This window comes from Sphingobium aromaticiconvertens, assembly GCF_037154075.1.
Classification (GTDB): domain Bacteria; phylum Pseudomonadota; class Alphaproteobacteria; order Sphingomonadales; family Sphingomonadaceae; genus Sphingobium; species Sphingobium aromaticiconvertens.
The window spans coordinates 1,209,276-1,225,139 of the sequence record NZ_JBANRJ010000001.1 but is presented as its reverse complement, the minus strand read 5'-3'; the positions used below and the strand labels follow the sequence as shown (position 1 = coordinate 1,225,139).

The following is a 15,864-nucleotide window of genomic DNA, read 5'->3' as shown; positions in this document are numbered from 1 at the left end:
TCATTTCGCCATGCGATTGCACCGGTCATAGAGAGACCTTATGTGCAGCGCGCGCACGGGTGTTGGACGCGCAGAGGGGACACGCTAAGGCCGGGGCATGAGCACTAGGACCGAATCAGCCGGAAACGATCCGGTCATCGAGAGCCGCGACCAGTTGATCGCCGCCTTTGCCAAGGGTGAAAAGCCCAAGGAGCGTTGGCGCATCGGCACCGAGCACGAGAAATTCGTCTATTCGCGCAAGGATCATCACGCCCCTTCCTATGAGGAAAAGGGCGGCATCCACACGCTGCTGATCGGCCTGACCCGTTATGGCTGGACGCCAGTGTTCGAGGGCGAGAATATCATCGCCCTGTCCGGCAGCGACGGCACCATCAGCCTGGAACCCGCCGGTCAACTGGAACTGTCGGGCGCACCGCTCGACAATCTGCACCAGACCTGCGCGGAAACCGGACGGCATCTGGAACAGGTCAAATATGTCGGCGACATGCTGGGTCTGGGTTTCCTGGGCCTGGGCATGTGGCCCGACAAGACCCGCACCGACCTGCCGATCATGCCCAAGGGCCGTTATGACATCATGTTGCGGCATATGCCGCGTGTGGGGTCGCTGGGCCTCGACATGATGTTGCGGACCTGCACGATCCAGACCAACCTCGACTATGGCAGCGAGGCGGACATGGTGCAGAAGTTCCGCACCTCCCTCGCGCTGCAACCGCTGGCGACGGCGCTGTTCGCCAATTCGCCCTTTACCGAAGGGAAGCCCAACGGCTTCCTTTCCTATCGCAGCCATATCTGGTCGGACACCGACCCGCAGCGCACGGGGATGTTGCCCTTCGTGTTCGAGGATGGCTTTGGCTATGAACGCTATGCCGACTATGCGCTGGACGTGCCGATGTATTTCGTGTTCCGAGAGGGCAAATATATCGACGCCTCCGGCCTGTCCTTCCGCGACTTTCTGAACGGCAAACTCTCTGTCCTGCCGGGTGAAAAGCCGACCGAAAAGGATTGGGAGGATCATCTCTCCACCGCCTTCCCCGAAGTGCGGCTAAAAAGCTTTCTGGAAATGCGCGGGGCCGATGGTGGGCCGTGGGGACGCATTTGCGCGCTGCCTGCCTTGTGGGTCGGCCTGCTCTACGATCAGGGCGCGCTCGATGCGGCGTGGGATCTGGTCAAGGACTGGTCGATGGATGCGCGCCAGACACTGCGCGATTCGGTGCCGAAACTGGGCCTCGACGCGCCGATCGGCGATGGCCGGACCTTGCGCGATATTGCCGGGCCAGTGCTGGACATCGCCCGTAGTGGCTTGTCAGCACGGGCGCGGCTCAACGATGCCGGGGATAATGAAACCGGCTATCTCGCGGATCTGGACGAGGTTGTGGCGTCAGGCAAGACCCATGCCGAGCGGCTACTGGACCGCTATCATGGCGAGTGGAACAGCGATGTGTCGCGCGTCTATGACGAGGAAAGCTTCTAGGGGCGACCCTATTCCGCCGGTTGCGGCGCATCCTCGCGTCGGCGGCCAATGATCCACGCGAGCAGCCGCGGGATGGGGCCGTTGCGTTCCATCCAGTCGCTATAGGCGCGATAATCCGGGTCAGTGGACAGATGCTTCTCCTCGGTCCGGGCGCGCCAATAATAGACGGCGTTGGTCGCGGCCAGCATCGCGCAGTTGCGGACCATGTCGGTGACGCTGTGACTGACGGTCAGGAATGGCAGCGCGGAAAACCACCAGAAGAGATTTTTCGACAAATAGGCAGGGTGCCGCGTCCAGCGATAGGGACCGTGGGTCAGGATACCGCGATGGGTGAGGTTGGAAAAGCGCAGTCCAAAAGCCACCGTCGCCCAGGCATAGAGTGCTGTTAGTACGACCAGCACCACCCCCAGCACCCATTGCAGCGCCGTCGACCCCTGGGTCCAGACATCCCATTCCGCCCCACCCGCATGATAGTCCAGCGGTCCGCCGCCGCCCATCAGCACGAAGGGCGGGTAGCAGATCAGCGCTGCCAGCCATCCTGACAGAAAGGGGTTGGCGGTGCGGATATGGGAATCCAGTGGCTTGAAGGTCAGCATATAGCCGACCGTCGCCATGCACACGTCGATCATGAACATGATCGCGATCAGAAAACCGGCCAGCGCGACCGGATTGTCGATCGCGCGATTGAGGGACCAATCGATGACGCTGGCGAAATTGCCCGGCACGATCGACACCATGAAAGCGAGGAAAAAGCCCTTCACCGCCCAGGCGCGGGCATGGTGGGCGACCTGCACCCGATCCGCCTGCCCCGCTGCGCCGCCGATCACCCACTGGCCGAACGCATAGCTCGCGTCCTTCGGGTCGATCAGCCGCCGGTCCAGCCAGATCACATAGGGTATGGACAGCAGCAACAGCCCCGGCGCGGCCCATGCGAACAGGTCCATGGAATGGCGATAATTGCCCTGCCAATACCAGCGGGCGAGGCAATAGAAGATGGCGATGGCGAGCCAGGTCGCCCAAAGCCCGGCAATCTTGACGAGGCTGATGTCGAGAATCGCGCGCACAGGCCGCGCAGGCGCGCTCCAGTCGATCCCGGTCGAGGGATTGCGATGCACCTTGTCCACCAACAGCGACCAGAGGACCATCGGCACGCCGCAGGCGACCACGGCGGCGAACCCGGCATGGACGCCATCCATGCCATAGTGGCGCGCGACCATCGTCCAGAGGCCAAGGCCCGCTATGCCGGCAAAGCCGACGCCATGGCTGACGGCCGATTTCGGGCAGGGATCGCTGTTACGGGTCATGGCCCGCACCTTATCCTGAAAATGGTAAGCAAGGCGTGAAGCCGTTAATAGCCCAGCACGTTGATGGTGAACGCCAATATGCCAAGGTTGAAGACGAACCCCGCCAGGCAATGGAAAATCACCACTTTACGCACCTGCCTGCTGGTGACGTCGACGTCCGACGTCTGGAAGGTCATGCCCAGAGTGAAGGCGAAATAGACAAAATCCCAATAGTCGGGCTCGGCCGTGTCCGGGAAATTCAGCCCCCGACGATCGCCGCCCCCCGCCCCGGCCCGGTAGAAAATATGGGCATAGTGCATCGCATAGACGCTGTTGGAAAAAATCCAGGCGATCGCCAATGTTATCAGGACCAGCGCCACAACCAGCGGGCTTGGCGCCTGCCGCTGGCTGGTGGCGACGCCCACCGCCACCAGAATGACCAATGACACGATGGCGGTGAGCAACAGCATCATATGACGATTGGCATCGTTGCGCTGCGCGTTGCGGCGCATGGCGGCCACATCGATCCGCAACAGCGGCGCACAGGCGATGAGGAAGGCGACCGCGGCAAAGTCGAACCCCGCCATCATCGCCTCATGCCAGGGCAGCCACAGCGCGAGCGGCGCGGCAAGCGCGAGCAACACCAGGAACATGCCATAGCGCCAGGGAAAAATGGGAGTGGACGGCATGGCGCGAATAGGCGCGCATCCGTCCGTTAGTACAAGCCCCGATCAACGGGCGACGAGCCGCCGTGCGCGACTTCCCTACCTCCGCCGCACACCGAAAAGCCGCATCTGGTATCGCCTGCACGCGCCACTTCGATAGGGAACCTATCGACGCCGCAGGGCTAAAATCGCATTAACCCTGCGGCAAACTTAGCCGATCAACGATCACGCCGTCCCAGCAAACGAAGCCGCAGGGCATTGAGCTTGATGAAGCCCGCAGCATCCCGCTGGTCATAGGCGCCGGCATCATCCTCGAACGTCACGACCTTCTCGCTGTAGAGCGAGTAAGGCGACTTGCGGCCGACGATATAGACGCCGCCCTTGTACAGCTTCAGGCGAACGGTACCCGTCACCTTCTCCTGGCTATGGTCGATCGCAGCCTGCAACATCTCGCGCTCGGGCGAGAACCAGAAACCGTTATAGATCAGTTCGGCATAGCGCGGGGCCAGCTCGTCCTTCAGATGCGCCGCGCCCCGGTCGAGCGTCACTTGCTCGATCCCACGATGGGCGAGGTGATAGATGGTGCCGCCCGGCGTCTCATACATGCCGCGCGACTTCATGCCGACGAAGCGGTTCTCGACCAGATCGAGGCGACCAATGCCATGCTTGCGGCCATAATCGTTCAGGGTTTCGAGCAGGGTTGCGGGCGACATGCCGACGCCGTTGATGGCAACGCCGTCGCCACGCTCGAAATCCACAGTGATGAATTCGGGCGCGTCGGGCGCGTCCTCCGGGTTGACCGTGCGCGAATAGACATAATCGGGGACTTCTTCCCACGGATCCTCCAGCACCTTACCCTCGGACGAAGTGTGGAGCATGTTGGCATCGGTCGAGAAGGGACTTTCGCCGCGCTTGTCCTTGGCGATCGGGATCTGATTCTGTTCGGCGAACTCGATTAGCTTGGTACGGCTGGTCAGATCCCATTCGCGCCACGGCGCAATCACCTTGATGTCGGGCGAGAGGGCATAATAGCCCAGCTCGAACCGGACCTGATCGTTACCCTTGCCGGTCGCGCCATGGCTGACGGCATCGGCACCGACCATTTTCGCAATCTCGATCTGGCGCTTGGCGATCAGCGGACGCGCGATCGAGGTGCCAAGGAGATACAGCCCCTCATATAGCGCGTTGGAGCGCATCATCGGGAAGACATAGTCCTTCACGAATTCTTCGCGCAGGTCGTCGATGAAGATATGCTCTTCCTTGACGCCCATCAGCCGCGCCTTGGCCCGTGCGGGTTCCAGTTCCTCGCCTTGTCCCAGATCGGCCGTGAAGGTCACGACTTCGCACTGGTATGTCTGCTGAAGCCATTTCAGGATCACGCTGGTATCGAGACCGCCGGAGAAGGCGAGAACGATGCGATTGACAGTGTCTGACATGGCGAAACGGGACCTTCCTGAAGTGCGCGCAATTACCGGCGCGCCGGTATCAGGCACGGGCCTCAAGCGCAACCGGAAGCCGCGTAAAAGAGGGGCGGGATAAGACATCCCGCCCCTCTTCCAATCACTGTTTTGGCCCTGCGTTTAACGAGTCCGGGGTATCAGACCGCTGCGGCGGGCATCATCCTTGCCGAAACGATAGACGGTCTGCGACCGATCGACCGGCGCTGCCTGCGGGGCGACCGATGCACCCTGCCTGTCCTTGCGTTCCGTGCCATCCGCCTGCTGAGCCAGAAGAAACTGGGCGCGACGCAGGCGTTTACTGCGCGTCACGAACGGATTGGCCGCACTGGGCGGCGCATCGACCATGGCGTCCAGCGAGTCGTGCGGTGCATCGACGGCCAACGGCGTGCGTGTCGCGGCAGCCATCGTTGGGGTAGCGACGGGGGCAATCGGCTGGAAGGCAGGTTCTACCGGTTCCCGCACCAGCGCGGTTTCGGGCACGGTGACGATACCCTCTGACGTATGCAGGGTGACGCCCTCATCCACGCGATAGGCAGACTCCCCGGCCCGGTTGCGACGACGGCGCATCGCCAGCGTGCCAGCCGCGCCAACCAGCAACAGCGCGCCACCGGCCAAGCCCCAGGTCAGGGCATCGCTGTTGCTATCCACCTGTGCAAGATCATTGGTGGCGGGTGGCGTCACGATAGCTGGCTCTGCAGGCGTCGATACTGCCATATCCGGCACAACCGGGGTTGGCTCGGCCGGGGCGGTTTCGACCGGAGCAGGAGCAACGGCGCGCGCAGGGGCTGCCGCAACGGCTTCAGCCGGGGTGGGCGTCGGTGCTGCCGCGCGGGCGGCGGGGCGTTTTTGAACCCGCTGCGCTGGCGCGGGTGCTGCTTCGGCACGGGCGGTTTCGGCTTGCGCGATCGCTTCCGCCTTGCGCTCTTCAACCGACGCAGTGGGCTGCACGACCGGTTGGGCAGGCGCCATCACCGGGGCACTCGCCGCAGGAGCGGATGCGGGAGGCGCCGCTTCGACTACCGGAGCAACTTGCGGAGCGGCGGGTTCAGCCACAGGAGCAATGGGCGCAGGCGCAACCGGCGAAGGCGCTATCTCCTGGGCGAGCAAAGGGGTTGCACTGAAGGCCAGAACAGCGGCAATCGCGGCCCTAGCGGGGCGAGTTGAACGAATATCTCTAGTCATAGTATGGAAACAACTCACCCAAGTGGCAATAAAGCCCATGCTGATTGCAGATGAAGCGATGAGTTGTTTGGAATGACGGTCAGATTGACTTCATAGAATGAAATATGAACATATGTTCATCATATATCTCGACAAACGCCACATATTCTGAACGGATATTCATACAAATAGCTGGAATCTACCGATCTTCAGTCGGCGTTTCTTCCCTCCCACCCGAATTGTCTCGTCGCGCACCTTCAATCTGCTTTTCCTGTCGCGCGGCTTCCGCCTGCAGCGCCAGCCGCTCCGCTTTCGTTCGTCCGAACTTCGCGCGATTCGTCTCTGCAAGGCGCGATGCCGACGCCCTGTCGCGCTGCTTGCGCGCTTGTCGCAGATTGATGACGTCGCCCATGTTCTTCTCCCGATGGAGATGGGCTTATGCGCCAGACGCGCGGGCAGGCCAAGCGGCCCGCCCGCACCTTCCGTCAGGCGATTGCCGACCCCGGCGCCGCGCGCAACAGCTTGTCGATCGTCAGCGGATAGTCGCGCAGGCGGATGCCACAGGCATTATAGATGGCGTTCGCTACTGCAGCGCCCGCGCCGCAAATACCCAACTCGCCCACGCCCTTGGCCTTCATCGGTGAGGATTTTTCGTCCAGTTCGTCGATGAAGATCACTGATTGTTCGGGAATGTCGGCATGCACCGGCACATGATATTCGGCCATGTCGTGGTTGACGAAATAGCCAAAGCGCGCGTCAACGGTCAGTTCCTCCATCAGCGCCGCGCCAACGCCCATCGTCATCGCGCCGATCACCTGACTGCGCGCCGATTTGGGATTGAGAATGCGCCCCGCCGCAAAGGCGCCGCCCATCCGCCGCACGCGTACTTCGCCCGTGTCGATATCCACCCCAACCTCGGCAAAATGCGCGCCAAAGGTTGCCTGGGCATAGCGTTCGTCGAGATCGCCAAACTCAATCTTGTCCTCAACCCACAGACCTGCGCGGCCCGCCACCTGGCCCAGTTGCCGGGACTGGTTGCCCAACCGGACAAAGCCATCTTCGAACACCGCCTGATCGGCGGGGAACCCAGCGACTTCGGCAATCTTCGCGCGCAACGTCATGCAAGCGGCGTAGACGCCCGCGGTAGCGCTGTTCGCGCCCCACTGACCACCCGACCCGGCCGAGGCCGGAAAGCTGCTATCGCCCAGCCGCACGGTCACGGCGTCCAGCGCGACGCCCATCATCTCCGCCGCGGTCTGCGCAATGACCGTGTAGCTGCCAGTCCCGATATCGGTCATGTCGGTTTCCACCGTCACATGGCCCCGACTATCGATCCCGACGCGCGCGCCTGATGCCATGGTCAGATTGTTGCGGAAGGCCGACGCCACGCCCATGCCGACCAGCCAGTGCCCGTCGCGGACCTGGCCGGGGCGCGGATTGCGCTTGCTCCAGCCGAAATTTTCCGCGCCAGTCCGCAGACATTCGACGAACTTGCGGCTGGAAAAGGGCCGCTGCGGCCCCGCCTCCGGATCATATTGCACATCGTTGCGAATACGCAGTTCGACCGGATCGACGTTGCAAGCCTCCGCCAGTTCATCCATCGCGACTTCCAGCGCCAGCAGGCCCACCGCCTCGCCCGGCGCGCGCATCGCATTGCCTTCGGGCAAATCCAGCACCGCCAGCCGATGCCGGGTCATCCGATTGGCGCCGCCATAGAGGAGACGTGTCTGCTGCGCCGCCGTTTCCGCGCCCCCGCCGGGCAGGTCGCCCGACCACACCTCATGCCCGATCGCGTCGATCACGCCATTGCGATCTGCACCCAGGCGGATACGCTGGATCGTCGCGGGGCGATGCGTCGTATTATTGGGAATCTGGTGCCGGGCCAGCGCGACCTTGACGGGCCGCCCCGCTGCCTTCGCACCCAGCGCCGCCATCAGCGCGTCTGCGCGCAGAAACAGCTTCGCGCCGAAACCACCGCCGATATAGGGGGAAATGAGGCGGACATTCTCCTTGGGGATACCCAGCGTCGTCGCCACTTCGCCCACGCCCCAGGCGATCATCTGGTTGGCGGTCCAAAGCGTCAGTTTGTCGCCCTGCCACGCGGCGGTCGTCGCATGTGGCTCCAGCATCGCGTGGCTCTGATCGGGGGTGGTATAGCGCTGGTCGATCTTCACCGCTGCCTTGGCGAAGGCGCCTTCGAAATCGCCCGCCTTTGTATCCGGCGTGCCCTTGGACACCCCGGCCTTGTCCTTTTCCACCGCCAGATCGAAGCGCCCCTTTTCCGGCGCATAGTCGATCCGCACCAGCGACGCCGCATCGCGGGCGCGCTCGAACGTATCGGCGACCACCAGCGCCAGCGCCTGGTCGAAATGCTCGATCGCCGGACCGCCCAACAGGTGCGCAGTATTCATCTGGCCCTTGCCCAGCTTGCCCGCATTGGCATGAGTGACAACCGCCAGCACGCCCGGCGCGCCTTCCGCGGCGCGGGTGTCGATCGATGCGATCCGGCCCTTGGCGATCGCCGATCCGATGATACAGCCGTAGGCTGCATTGGGCGCGACATCATGCCGCTCATAGGCGTAGGGCGCGCTGCCCGTCACCTTGGCCGGGCCGTCGATCCGGTCGTGGGGAATGCCGATGACCCGACCACGATCGATCGGGTTCAGGGCGGTCGCGGGCTGATCGAACTTCATGCGCCCTTCTCCTGCTGGCGAAAGATCGAGGCGAGCGTGCGCGCCGTCAGGTCGATCTTGAACGCATTATGCTCGGTCGTGCGTGCTCCGGCGAGCGCCGCGTCGGCCACTGCCTTCGCCCCGCTCGCCGCTGCGCCGTCCGCTGCCGCCACGCGCCAGGGCTTGGGCGCGAGGCCGCCAAAGGCGAAGCGCGACACGCCATCCTTACCCAACACCGCCGCGACCGAAACCACCGCGAAGGCATAGGAGGCGCGATCGCGCACCTTGCGATAGACATGGGTGCCGCCCAGTGGTTTGGGCAGGGTGACAGCGGTGATCAGCTCACCGGGCGCCAGCGCACTTTCAATCTCCGGCGTGTCACCCGGCAGGCGATGAAAGTCGGCAATCGGGATGGCCCGCCGCGCGCCGTTGGCGCTCACCGTTTCGACATTGGCGTCAAGCAGGCGCATCGCCACCGCCATGTCGCTGGGGTGGGTGGCGATGCAGGCGTTGCTAACGCCCATGACCGCCATGTTGCGGTTGAAGCCCTTCATCGCCGCACATCCGCTCCCCGCCTTGCGCTTGTTGCAGGGCATGCGCACGTCGTAGAAATAGGGGCAGCGGGTGCGCTGAAGCAGGTTGCCCGCGGTCGTCGCCTTGTTGCGCAACTGCCCCGAAGCCCCAGACAGGAGCGCGCGGGTCAGCACCGCATAGTCCCTGCGGACCGTCTTGTGCGCGGCAAGATCGGTATTGCGGACCAGCGCGCCGATCCGCAGGCCGCCATCGTCCGTCTTCTCTATCGTGTCGAGGCCCAGATGGTTGACGTCAATCAAATGCGTCGGCGTCTCGATTTGCAACTTCATCAGGTCGAGCAGGTTGGTGCCGCCCGCGATGAAGCGCGCGCCCTGCGTGCTGGCGGCAGCACTCGCTGCCTCCTCGACGCTGGTGGCGCGTGTGTAGGTAAAGGGTTTCATGCCCGATTCTCCCCGGAAACATCCTCCCCTGCTACATCCCGAATGGCGGCGATGATATTGGGATAGGCGGCGCAACGGCAGATATTGCCGCTCATCCGTTCCCGCACTTCCGCGTCAGAAAAGCGTACCTTATCCAGATCCTGCGTCACATGACTGGGGATGCCCGCCTCAATCTCGTCCAGCACCGCCACCGCCGAGCAAATCTGCCCCGGCGTGCAATAGCCGCACTGATAGCCGTCATGGACGACAAAAGCCTTCTGCATCGGATGCAGCTTCTCAGGACTGCCCAGCCCCTCGATCGTCGTCACCTTGTCGCCATCATGCATCACCGCGAGGGTCAGGCAACTGTTGATCCGCCGCCCATCGACGATGACCGTGCAGGCGCCGCACTGGCCATGATCGCAGCCCTTTTTCGTGCCGGTCAGGCGCAGATGCTCACGCAGCGCATCCAGCAAGGTGGTGCGCGGATCGAGATCGAGGTGCAGATCCTTGCCGTTGACCGTCATCGACACAGGCATCATGCCGCCAGTCTCCTTTTTTGCCATGCCCTCATTGCCCTGCGCCAGTGCCGGGACCAGCGGCGTCGCCGCCGCGAGCGCAGCCCCGCCTTGCAACAGGCTTCGCCGCGAAACTATGTCCGATGTCATGCGCCCTCGACCTTTCCCAGTCATCGCTATGCCAGACGAAGTAGTCAGCGAAACGATCCCGCAAATCCGCACTATGTGATGAAGAACCGAGTTTAGCAGGCGATACCGCATTCCCCAAGTGCGAAAGACTGTTTCACATATTGTTCGCAATGGACCGGCGAAGGGAAGTCCCCTCGCCAGGCAGTTACCGATTACGCCTCATCAGAACCAGAATCGCGCACCCATGACCAGGCTGGTCGCGGACGCCCGTTCACCAGCCGCGCGCGCATAGTCGGCTGTGCCGCCCAACTTCCGCTCCCAGTTGACGCCGACATAGGGCGCGAACTCGCGGGCGAACTCGTACCGCAACCTTAGCCCCAGTTCGATGTCGCTAATACCGGCACCAATGCCGTGTTCCGGCACATGCTGCGCGGCGATGTTCACTTCGGCGGCGGGTTGAAGGATCAGGCGCTGGGTGATGCGCTGGTCATAGCTGCCCTCCAGCCGCAGATGGGCATCACCCTTGTCCGACAGAAAGGCCTGCGCGCCCACCTCGAACCAATAGGGCGCCAGCCCCTCGATCCCGACCACAGCATAGCTGCGCTGCGGGCCGGGCCGGAAATCCTGCCGCACGCCCGCCTCCAGGTTGAACCAGGGGTCGATCGCCCGGCTATAGAGCGCCTGCACTTCCGCACTCTCCAACCGTCCGCCGACATTCCCCTCGCCCTCGGTCTTGAAGGCGAAGCGATTGATGTCGCCGCCGATCCAGCCCTCTCCCTCCCAATGATAGGAATCGCTCCCCTTGCCGATGCGATATTCCAGCCGGTCGAGCATCAGTTGAGAGAAAGACATGCCGCCACTTTCCTTCAACATGGCCGCCCGCGCGCGCGCCATTTCCGAAGGGTTATAAACGGCATCGGCGGCATGATCGGTCGGCACGGCAGGCGCTACGCCTTTTGGAAGTCCGTCATCCGCCATGGATGGGCCATGACCGGCGTGGGGATTGATCGCGGGCACATTGGCCTGCCTTTGATGGGCGGAATGATCCACCGCTTCCTGCGGCGTGGCGTCATGGTTCATCGCGCCATGATCCATCTGGCTATGGTCCATCTGGGCCATGGCCGGCGCAGAGCCGCTGGAAATCAACAGCGCGACGGCGGAAACAAGGCTCCTCATGCCTCATCCTCCATGTGCCGCACCGTCACGACGCGCATCATCCCCGAATGCATGTGCATCAGCATATGGCAATGGAACGCCCAGTCCCCCAGCGCATCGGCGGTCAGGTCGAAACTGGCCTTCCCCCCCGGCAGCACGTTGACCGTATGTTTGCGCGGGTTATGCACCCCCGCCCCCGTCACCAGTTCAAAGAAATGGCCGTGCAGGTGGATGGGGTGCGGCATCATCGTATCATTGATCAGGTTCACCCGCACCCGCTCCATATGGCGCAGGGCGATCGGTTCGGCGCCATCGGACAGCTTCACCCCGTCGAAGGACCACATATAGCGTTCCATATTCGCGGTCAGGTGGATGTCGATCGTGCGGGTCGGCGTCCTTGTGTCGCTGTTGGGCTCGCGCGATCGCAGGTCGGCATAGGTCAGCACCCGATGATCGACATTTTCCAGCCCCGTGGGCCGGTCGGCGGTGCGGTCGACCGGCATGGGGGACAGGGTGGCGACACCCGGTCCCATCTTCACCTGCGGCGCAACCGAGGCATCGCGCATCTTCATCGAATGGCCCGCCATGGATTCATTGGCGGGCTGGCTGAGGTCGATCACGCCGTTCTGGCCCATGTCCATGCCCGACATGTCCATCCCCATATCCTTCATGCCCAGCAACGGGCGTTCCCGCAGCGGGGAGATTGCCGCCGCCATCCCGATCCGCGGCGCCAGCGTCGCGCGCACCAGCCCGGACCGGTCGATCGCTTCAGCAATCAGGCCATAGGCGCTCGCCTGCGTCGGCTGGACGATCACATCATAGGTTTCGGCAATACCGATCTGGAACTCGTCGGTTTCGACCGGCTGCACAGCCTGCCCATCGCACTGCACCACTGTCATCGGCAGGCCGGGCAGGCAGACGTTGAAATTGGTCATGGCCGACGCGTTGATGATCCGCAGCCGCACCTTCTCCTCCGGCACGAACAGTCCGGTCCAGTTCTCCGCCGTGCCATGGCCATTGACCAGAAAACTGTAAGTGGAGCCGGTGACGTCCGAAATATCGGTGGGGTCCATCCGCATCGCGCCCCAATCCATCCGGTCCTTAAGGCTCTGATCACGTCCAGCAAGCAGCCCGCCCAGCGTCTGCTTTTGCATATTATAATAGCCGCCCATCTGCTTGAGCCGCTTGAGCAACAGATGTGGATGCACCGAACTCCAGTCCGACAGCACGATCACATGCTCGCGGTCGCTCTGTATCGGATCGGGCCCGGCGGGGTCGATCACGATCGGGCCATAATGGCCCACCGCCTCCTGCATCCCCGAATGGCTGTGATACCAATAGGTGCCCGACTGACGGATGGGGAAGGCATAGGTGAAGGTTTCGCCGGGCCGGATACCGGGAAAGCTGACGCCGGGCACACCGTCCATCTGGAACGGGACGATCAGGCCATGCCAGTGGATCGACGTATCTTCCTTCAGCCTGTTGGTGACGGACAGACGGACATCCTGCCCTTCCCGCAAACGGATCAGCGGCGCGGGCAAAGTGCCGTTGACCATGACCGCATGGCTGGATCGTCCTCCGGTCTTAAAGTGAGAGTCGCTGATGGTGAGCGCGATCTCTCCGCCCGACAGCACGCCCGGCGCGGGCGCCAGCCCCGGCGTTCCGCTCATCGCCCAGGCCGGGAAAGCGCGCGACAGGGCAAGGCCGCCGAAAAGCCCCCCCGCTCCTTTGATCAGGCTGCGACGGTCAAGGCGGGACGAAAAGGGAAACGGCATGGAGAGGAAGACTCGGGTTGAAGACGTTGCTCCCTCCTATACGCGCGCCTCATCCGTCCCCCTCAAAAGATCGGCCAATTTTATCCGCGCGCGATAGAGGCGGGTTTCGACCGCCTTCTCACTGACACCCAGCACCTGCGCGGCCTCAGCCTGACACAACCCCTCGATCGCGCGCAGCAACAGAACGTCCTTGAGCGGAGTAGGCAGCATGGCGATGGCTTCGTTGATCCCGGCCAGTTCGCCCTGCGACCGGGCAGAATCTTCGGGTGTTGGTCCCGGGTCGGCCACCGCCACCGCCTCGTCGATCGGCCGGGCAAAGGCAAAGAAACGCCGCACCGCGCGCCGCCGCGCCCAGTCATGGCATTTGTTGATCGCGATCCGGGCGATCCACAGGCGAAAGGGCCGCGCGCCGTCATAGCGGGCCAGCGCGGCAAAGGCGGCGATGAACGCCTCCTGCGTGATGTCCAATGCCTCGGTCGCGTCGCCGATATGACTGCGCGCGAGGCGATAGACCCCGTCGCGATGCCGCTGCATCAACGCGGCATAGGCGTCCTGCCGCCCGGCCAGCGCCAGCGTGGCCAGTTCCGGGTCGCTGCGGTCGGCGATCGGCTGGATCACTGGCCGGGGTCGGTCAGTGCCTTGACGACAGCCGCGTCGAATTGCTTCGCCTGATCGGGTCGCAGCACAGCACGCATCGCGAAAATGTGCTTCAGCGTCTCCTTCTGCAACTGGCCCATGACCGTGTGGGACTGATCGACGGCCTCACTCACCTTTGGCCCATAGCCATGTTCGGCAGCAATAGCCTGCGCCAGCCGGGCATTGTCGGCGCGCATCTCCTCCTCCATGGCCGCGCGGCGCTGCGCGAACCCGATCTCCAGCGCATGAATGCGCCGTTCCTGATCGGCGTCGAGCGTCAGCCGCTCATGCAGCAGCGCATGAACCTCGCTCTCCACCCGTGGCGCAGGCGCAAACCATGTGCGCGCGACCATCACCGCCACGAACGCCGCCGCAAAGGCGACCAGCGCAACCAGGGCGTAACGCCGCACGCCTTTCATTGACCCAGCAACCGAGAGGGGGCATAATCCGACATGCCGATCAGCGTCGGCGCGGCCTGTGCCGGATTGGCAGGCATGACGCTGCCGATCCAACCAATGCCAATCGCCATCACCCCGGCAAGCATCAGGCTGCGCCGCGCGAGCGTCCGTTCCCGCCGGGCGGCCAGCCCGCGCATCACCCCATCCTCCATGTCCGCAAGGCGCGGATCGGTCGGCATCGCGCGCACGCTGTCGAGCCACTGGTCCAGATCGGTCATTTCACACACTCCATCACCCGAACGGGATACGCGTCGCATAGGCTAACCCCTCACCATAGAAGGCATCGCGCAAAAAATATGCCCCCCTCCCCCGAGGGATTGGGCAAGGCCATGCGTATTCTCCTTAACCGCAACAATCGGAGAAACCCATGTCCCGCCTGCTTATGGCTGTCACCGCCCTTGCCATCGCTGCCCTGCCCGGCGCGGCGTTCGCCCATGCCCAATTGCTGTCGGCCAGCCCGGCGGCCAATGCCACCGTCGCCAAGCCAACGAAGCTGACCCTCGACTTTTCCGACACGCTTCAGCCGTCCATGAGCGGCGTTACGCTGGTCATGACCGGCATGCCCGGCATGCCCGATCACCCGCCAATGCCGATCAAGGGCTTCAAGACATCGGTCGAAGGTGACGGCAAGACCCTGGTCGTCACCCTGCCCCGCGCCCTTCCGGCTGGCAGCTACGACCTCGCCTGGCACATCGTCGGCGCCGATCAGCATCGGATCGAGGGCAAATATTTCTTCACGGTCAAATAGGCGCATCGGTCAGGATGATCTCTCCGCCATGATGCTGTAGAGCACGACCGATCTTGAAGGACACAGTGTGATGAAGACAGTTTGTGGTTGCGCGCTATCGGCTCTGGCCCTGATGTCGGCATCCGCATGGGCCGCCCCGTAGCAGGGCGACATGATGATCCGCCACGTCACCCTGATCGACGCCGAACAGGGCAAGGCCAAGAGCCATCAGGCTGTGGTCTGGCGTGGGGAGATCGCCAACGGCACGCTGTTTGGGCCGCGCCTGTTGACGTCAGGCCTATATCAGGCCAAAGCTACAAAAAACCTATGACTGGCGCATCCAGCGCGCGGCGCAGGCGAGTGCCGCCGCGATCACCGCGCGCCATGACCATTTCAACCGGATGGCCGCCATCTTGCCGCTGCTCCAGAAGGCGGGCGTCACCATCATCGCCGGGACGGACGCGGGTTTCCTCAATTCCTTCAACTATCCGGGCATCGGCCTGCATGACGAACTGTCCCTGTACGTGGACAAGGGACTGACACCCGCACAGGCGCTGTCGGCGGCGACGCGGGCGGGGCCTGCCTGGTTCAATCAACTGGGCCGCTATGGCGGTGTGGAAACTGGCAAGGCGGCGGACATGGTGCTGCTCGACCGCGATCCGCTGAAGGCCATCAACGCCACGCGGGCGATCCGCATGGTGGTGATGGGCGGCAGGGCGTTCGACCGTGCAGCGCTCGACGCCATGCTGACGGACACCCGTGCCAAGGTCGCCGCCTGGTCAGCAGCGCAGGCCCAGTAGA

General features: G+C 63.4%; 17 protein-coding genes. 4 read left to right on the top strand and 13 right to left on the bottom strand.

The genetic code is table 11. From position 1 onward, the window contains the following. Positions 1-97 precede the first annotated feature (97 nt). The gene (locus WFR25_RS05910; RefSeq protein WP_336969481.1) at positions 98-1,471 is read left to right on the top strand and encodes a glutamate--cysteine ligase; all 1,374 of its coding nucleotides are present in this window, start codon (positions 98-100) and stop codon (positions 1,469-1,471) included. Positions 1,472-1,479: 8 nt separating this feature from the next. Here the strand turns inward: WFR25_RS05910 and WFR25_RS05905 are convergent, their stop codons facing one another. The 13 genes from WFR25_RS05905 to WFR25_RS05845 all read right to left on the bottom strand — a co-directional run bounded on the left by WFR25_RS05905 (position 1,480) and on the right by WFR25_RS05845 (position 14,554). Further along, on the bottom strand, positions 1,480-2,775 hold the full coding sequence (locus tag WFR25_RS05905) for a methyltransferase family protein (protein WP_336969478.1): 1,296 nt from the start codon (positions 2,773-2,775) through the stop codon (positions 1,480-1,482). A gap of 44 nt (positions 2,776-2,819) precedes the next feature. After that, on the bottom strand, positions 2,820-3,443 hold the full coding sequence (locus WFR25_RS05900) for a DUF1345 domain-containing protein (RefSeq protein ID WP_336969475.1): 624 nt from the start codon (positions 3,441-3,443) through the stop codon (positions 2,820-2,822). Between the two features lie 194 nt (positions 3,444-3,637). After that, positions 3,638-4,855, bottom strand: a complete 1,218-nt coding sequence (locus tag WFR25_RS05895; RefSeq protein WP_336969472.1) for an argininosuccinate synthase — start codon at positions 4,853-4,855, stop codon at positions 3,638-3,640. A gap of 144 nt (positions 4,856-4,999) precedes the next feature. Then, complete coding sequence (locus tag WFR25_RS05890; RefSeq protein ID WP_336974731.1) at positions 5,000-5,848, bottom strand: hypothetical protein; 849 nt, start codon at positions 5,846-5,848, stop codon at positions 5,000-5,002. 391 nt (positions 5,849-6,239) lie between these two features. Continuing rightward, the gene (locus WFR25_RS05885) at positions 6,240-6,452 is read right to left on the bottom strand and encodes a DUF4169 family protein (RefSeq protein WP_336969469.1); all 213 of its coding nucleotides are present in this window, start codon (positions 6,450-6,452) and stop codon (positions 6,240-6,242) included. A gap of 73 nt (positions 6,453-6,525) precedes the next feature. Beyond that, positions 6,526-8,733 carry an aldehyde oxidoreductase molybdenum-binding subunit PaoC gene (paoC, locus tag WFR25_RS05880; protein WP_336969466.1) on the bottom strand — a complete coding sequence of 736 codons (2,208 nt, stop codon included), beginning with the start codon at positions 8,731-8,733 and terminating at the stop codon, positions 6,526-6,528. Next, complete coding sequence (locus tag WFR25_RS05875) at positions 8,730-9,686, bottom strand: FAD binding domain-containing protein (RefSeq protein WP_336969464.1); 957 nt, start codon at positions 9,684-9,686, stop codon at positions 8,730-8,732. The genes paoC and WFR25_RS05875 overlap by 4 nt, the downstream gene beginning before the upstream one ends. Continuing rightward, complete coding sequence (gene paoA, locus WFR25_RS05870; protein WP_336969462.1) at positions 9,683-10,333, bottom strand: aldehyde dehydrogenase iron-sulfur subunit PaoA; 651 nt, start codon at positions 10,331-10,333, stop codon at positions 9,683-9,685. The genes WFR25_RS05875 and paoA overlap by 4 nt, the downstream gene beginning before the upstream one ends. Before the next feature lie 201 nt (positions 10,334-10,534). After that, on the bottom strand, positions 10,535-11,488 hold the full coding sequence (locus WFR25_RS05865; protein ID WP_336969460.1) for a copper resistance protein B: 954 nt from the start codon (positions 11,486-11,488) through the stop codon (positions 10,535-10,537). Continuing rightward, positions 11,485-13,242, bottom strand: a complete 1,758-nt coding sequence (locus WFR25_RS05860; RefSeq protein ID WP_336969457.1) for a copper resistance system multicopper oxidase — start codon at positions 13,240-13,242, stop codon at positions 11,485-11,487. The genes WFR25_RS05865 and WFR25_RS05860 overlap by 4 nt, the downstream gene beginning before the upstream one ends. A gap of 36 nt (positions 13,243-13,278) precedes the next feature. Continuing rightward, a complete protein-coding gene (locus WFR25_RS05855) occupies positions 13,279-13,860 on the bottom strand; it encodes an RNA polymerase sigma factor (protein WP_336969454.1) in 582 nt (193 codons plus the stop codon). After that, on the bottom strand, positions 13,857-14,297 hold the full coding sequence (locus tag WFR25_RS05850) for a periplasmic heavy metal sensor (RefSeq protein WP_336969452.1): 441 nt from the start codon (positions 14,295-14,297) through the stop codon (positions 13,857-13,859). Before WFR25_RS05850 ends, WFR25_RS05855 begins: the two co-directional genes overlap by 4 nt. After that, positions 14,294-14,554 (bottom strand): hypothetical protein, encoded by a 261-nt coding sequence (locus WFR25_RS05845; RefSeq protein WP_336969449.1) that lies wholly within the window; start codon positions 14,552-14,554, stop codon positions 14,294-14,296. The genes WFR25_RS05850 and WFR25_RS05845 overlap by 4 nt, the downstream gene beginning before the upstream one ends. A gap of 149 nt (positions 14,555-14,703) precedes the next feature. Here WFR25_RS05845 and copC point away from each other — a divergent pair, with 149 nt between their 5' ends. From copC to WFR25_RS05830, 3 genes are all read left to right on the top strand, one after another. Continuing rightward, on the top strand, positions 14,704-15,084 hold the full coding sequence (copC, locus tag WFR25_RS05840) for a copper homeostasis periplasmic binding protein CopC (RefSeq protein WP_336969446.1): 381 nt from the start codon (positions 14,704-14,706) through the stop codon (positions 15,082-15,084). A 151-nt stretch (positions 15,085-15,235) separates the two neighbouring features. Then, the gene (locus WFR25_RS05835) at positions 15,236-15,394 is read left to right on the top strand and encodes a hypothetical protein (RefSeq protein ID WP_336969444.1); all 159 of its coding nucleotides are present in this window, start codon (positions 15,236-15,238) and stop codon (positions 15,392-15,394) included. Between the two features lie 70 nt (positions 15,395-15,464). After that, entirely contained in the window at positions 15,465-15,863 is a 399-nt protein-coding gene (locus WFR25_RS05830; protein ID WP_336969442.1) for an amidohydrolase family protein, read from the top strand. Position 15,864 lies beyond the last annotated feature (1 nt).

Coding starts and splice junctions, on each gene's coding strand:
- WFR25_RS05860 (WP_336969457.1), bottom strand. CDS start 13,242: ATGCCGTTTCCCTTTTCGTCCCGCCTTGACCGTCGCAGCCTGATCAAA.
- WFR25_RS05905 (WP_336969478.1), bottom strand. CDS start 2,775: ATGACCCGTAACAGCGATCCCTGCCCGAAATCGGCCGTCAGCCATGGC.
- WFR25_RS05875 (WP_336969464.1), bottom strand. CDS start 9,686: ATGAAACCCTTTACCTACACACGCGCCACCAGCGTCGAGGAGGCAGCG.
- paoC (WP_336969466.1), bottom strand. CDS start 8,733: ATGAAGTTCGATCAGCCCGCGACCGCCCTGAACCCGATCGATCGTGGT.
- WFR25_RS05900 (WP_336969475.1), bottom strand. CDS start 3,443: ATGCCGTCCACTCCCATTTTTCCCTGGCGCTATGGCATGTTCCTGGTG.
- WFR25_RS05910 (WP_336969481.1), top strand. CDS start 98: ATGAGCACTAGGACCGAATCAGCCGGAAACGATCCGGTCATCGAGAGC.
- WFR25_RS05850 (WP_336969452.1), bottom strand. CDS start 14,297: ATGAAAGGCGTGCGGCGTTACGCCCTGGTTGCGCTGGTCGCCTTTGCG.
- WFR25_RS05885 (WP_336969469.1), bottom strand. CDS start 6,452: ATGGGCGACGTCATCAATCTGCGACAAGCGCGCAAGCAGCGCGACAGG.
- WFR25_RS05890 (WP_336974731.1), bottom strand. CDS start 5,848: ATGGCGCCTGCCCAACCGGTCGTGCAGCCCACTGCGTCGGTTGAAGAG.
- WFR25_RS05895 (WP_336969472.1), bottom strand. CDS start 4,855: ATGTCAGACACTGTCAATCGCATCGTTCTCGCCTTCTCCGGCGGTCTC.
- WFR25_RS05845 (WP_336969449.1), bottom strand. CDS start 14,554: ATGACCGATCTGGACCAGTGGCTCGACAGCGTGCGCGCGATGCCGACC.
- WFR25_RS05835 (WP_336969444.1), top strand. CDS start 15,236: ATGATGATCCGCCACGTCACCCTGATCGACGCCGAACAGGGCAAGGCC.
- WFR25_RS05865 (WP_336969460.1), bottom strand. CDS start 11,488: ATGAGGAGCCTTGTTTCCGCCGTCGCGCTGTTGATTTCCAGCGGCTCT.
- copC (WP_336969446.1), top strand. CDS start 14,704: ATGTCCCGCCTGCTTATGGCTGTCACCGCCCTTGCCATCGCTGCCCTG.
- WFR25_RS05830 (WP_336969442.1), top strand. CDS start 15,465: ATGGCCGCCATCTTGCCGCTGCTCCAGAAGGCGGGCGTCACCATCATC.
- paoA (WP_336969462.1), bottom strand. CDS start 10,333: ATGACATCGGACATAGTTTCGCGGCGAAGCCTGTTGCAAGGCGGGGCT.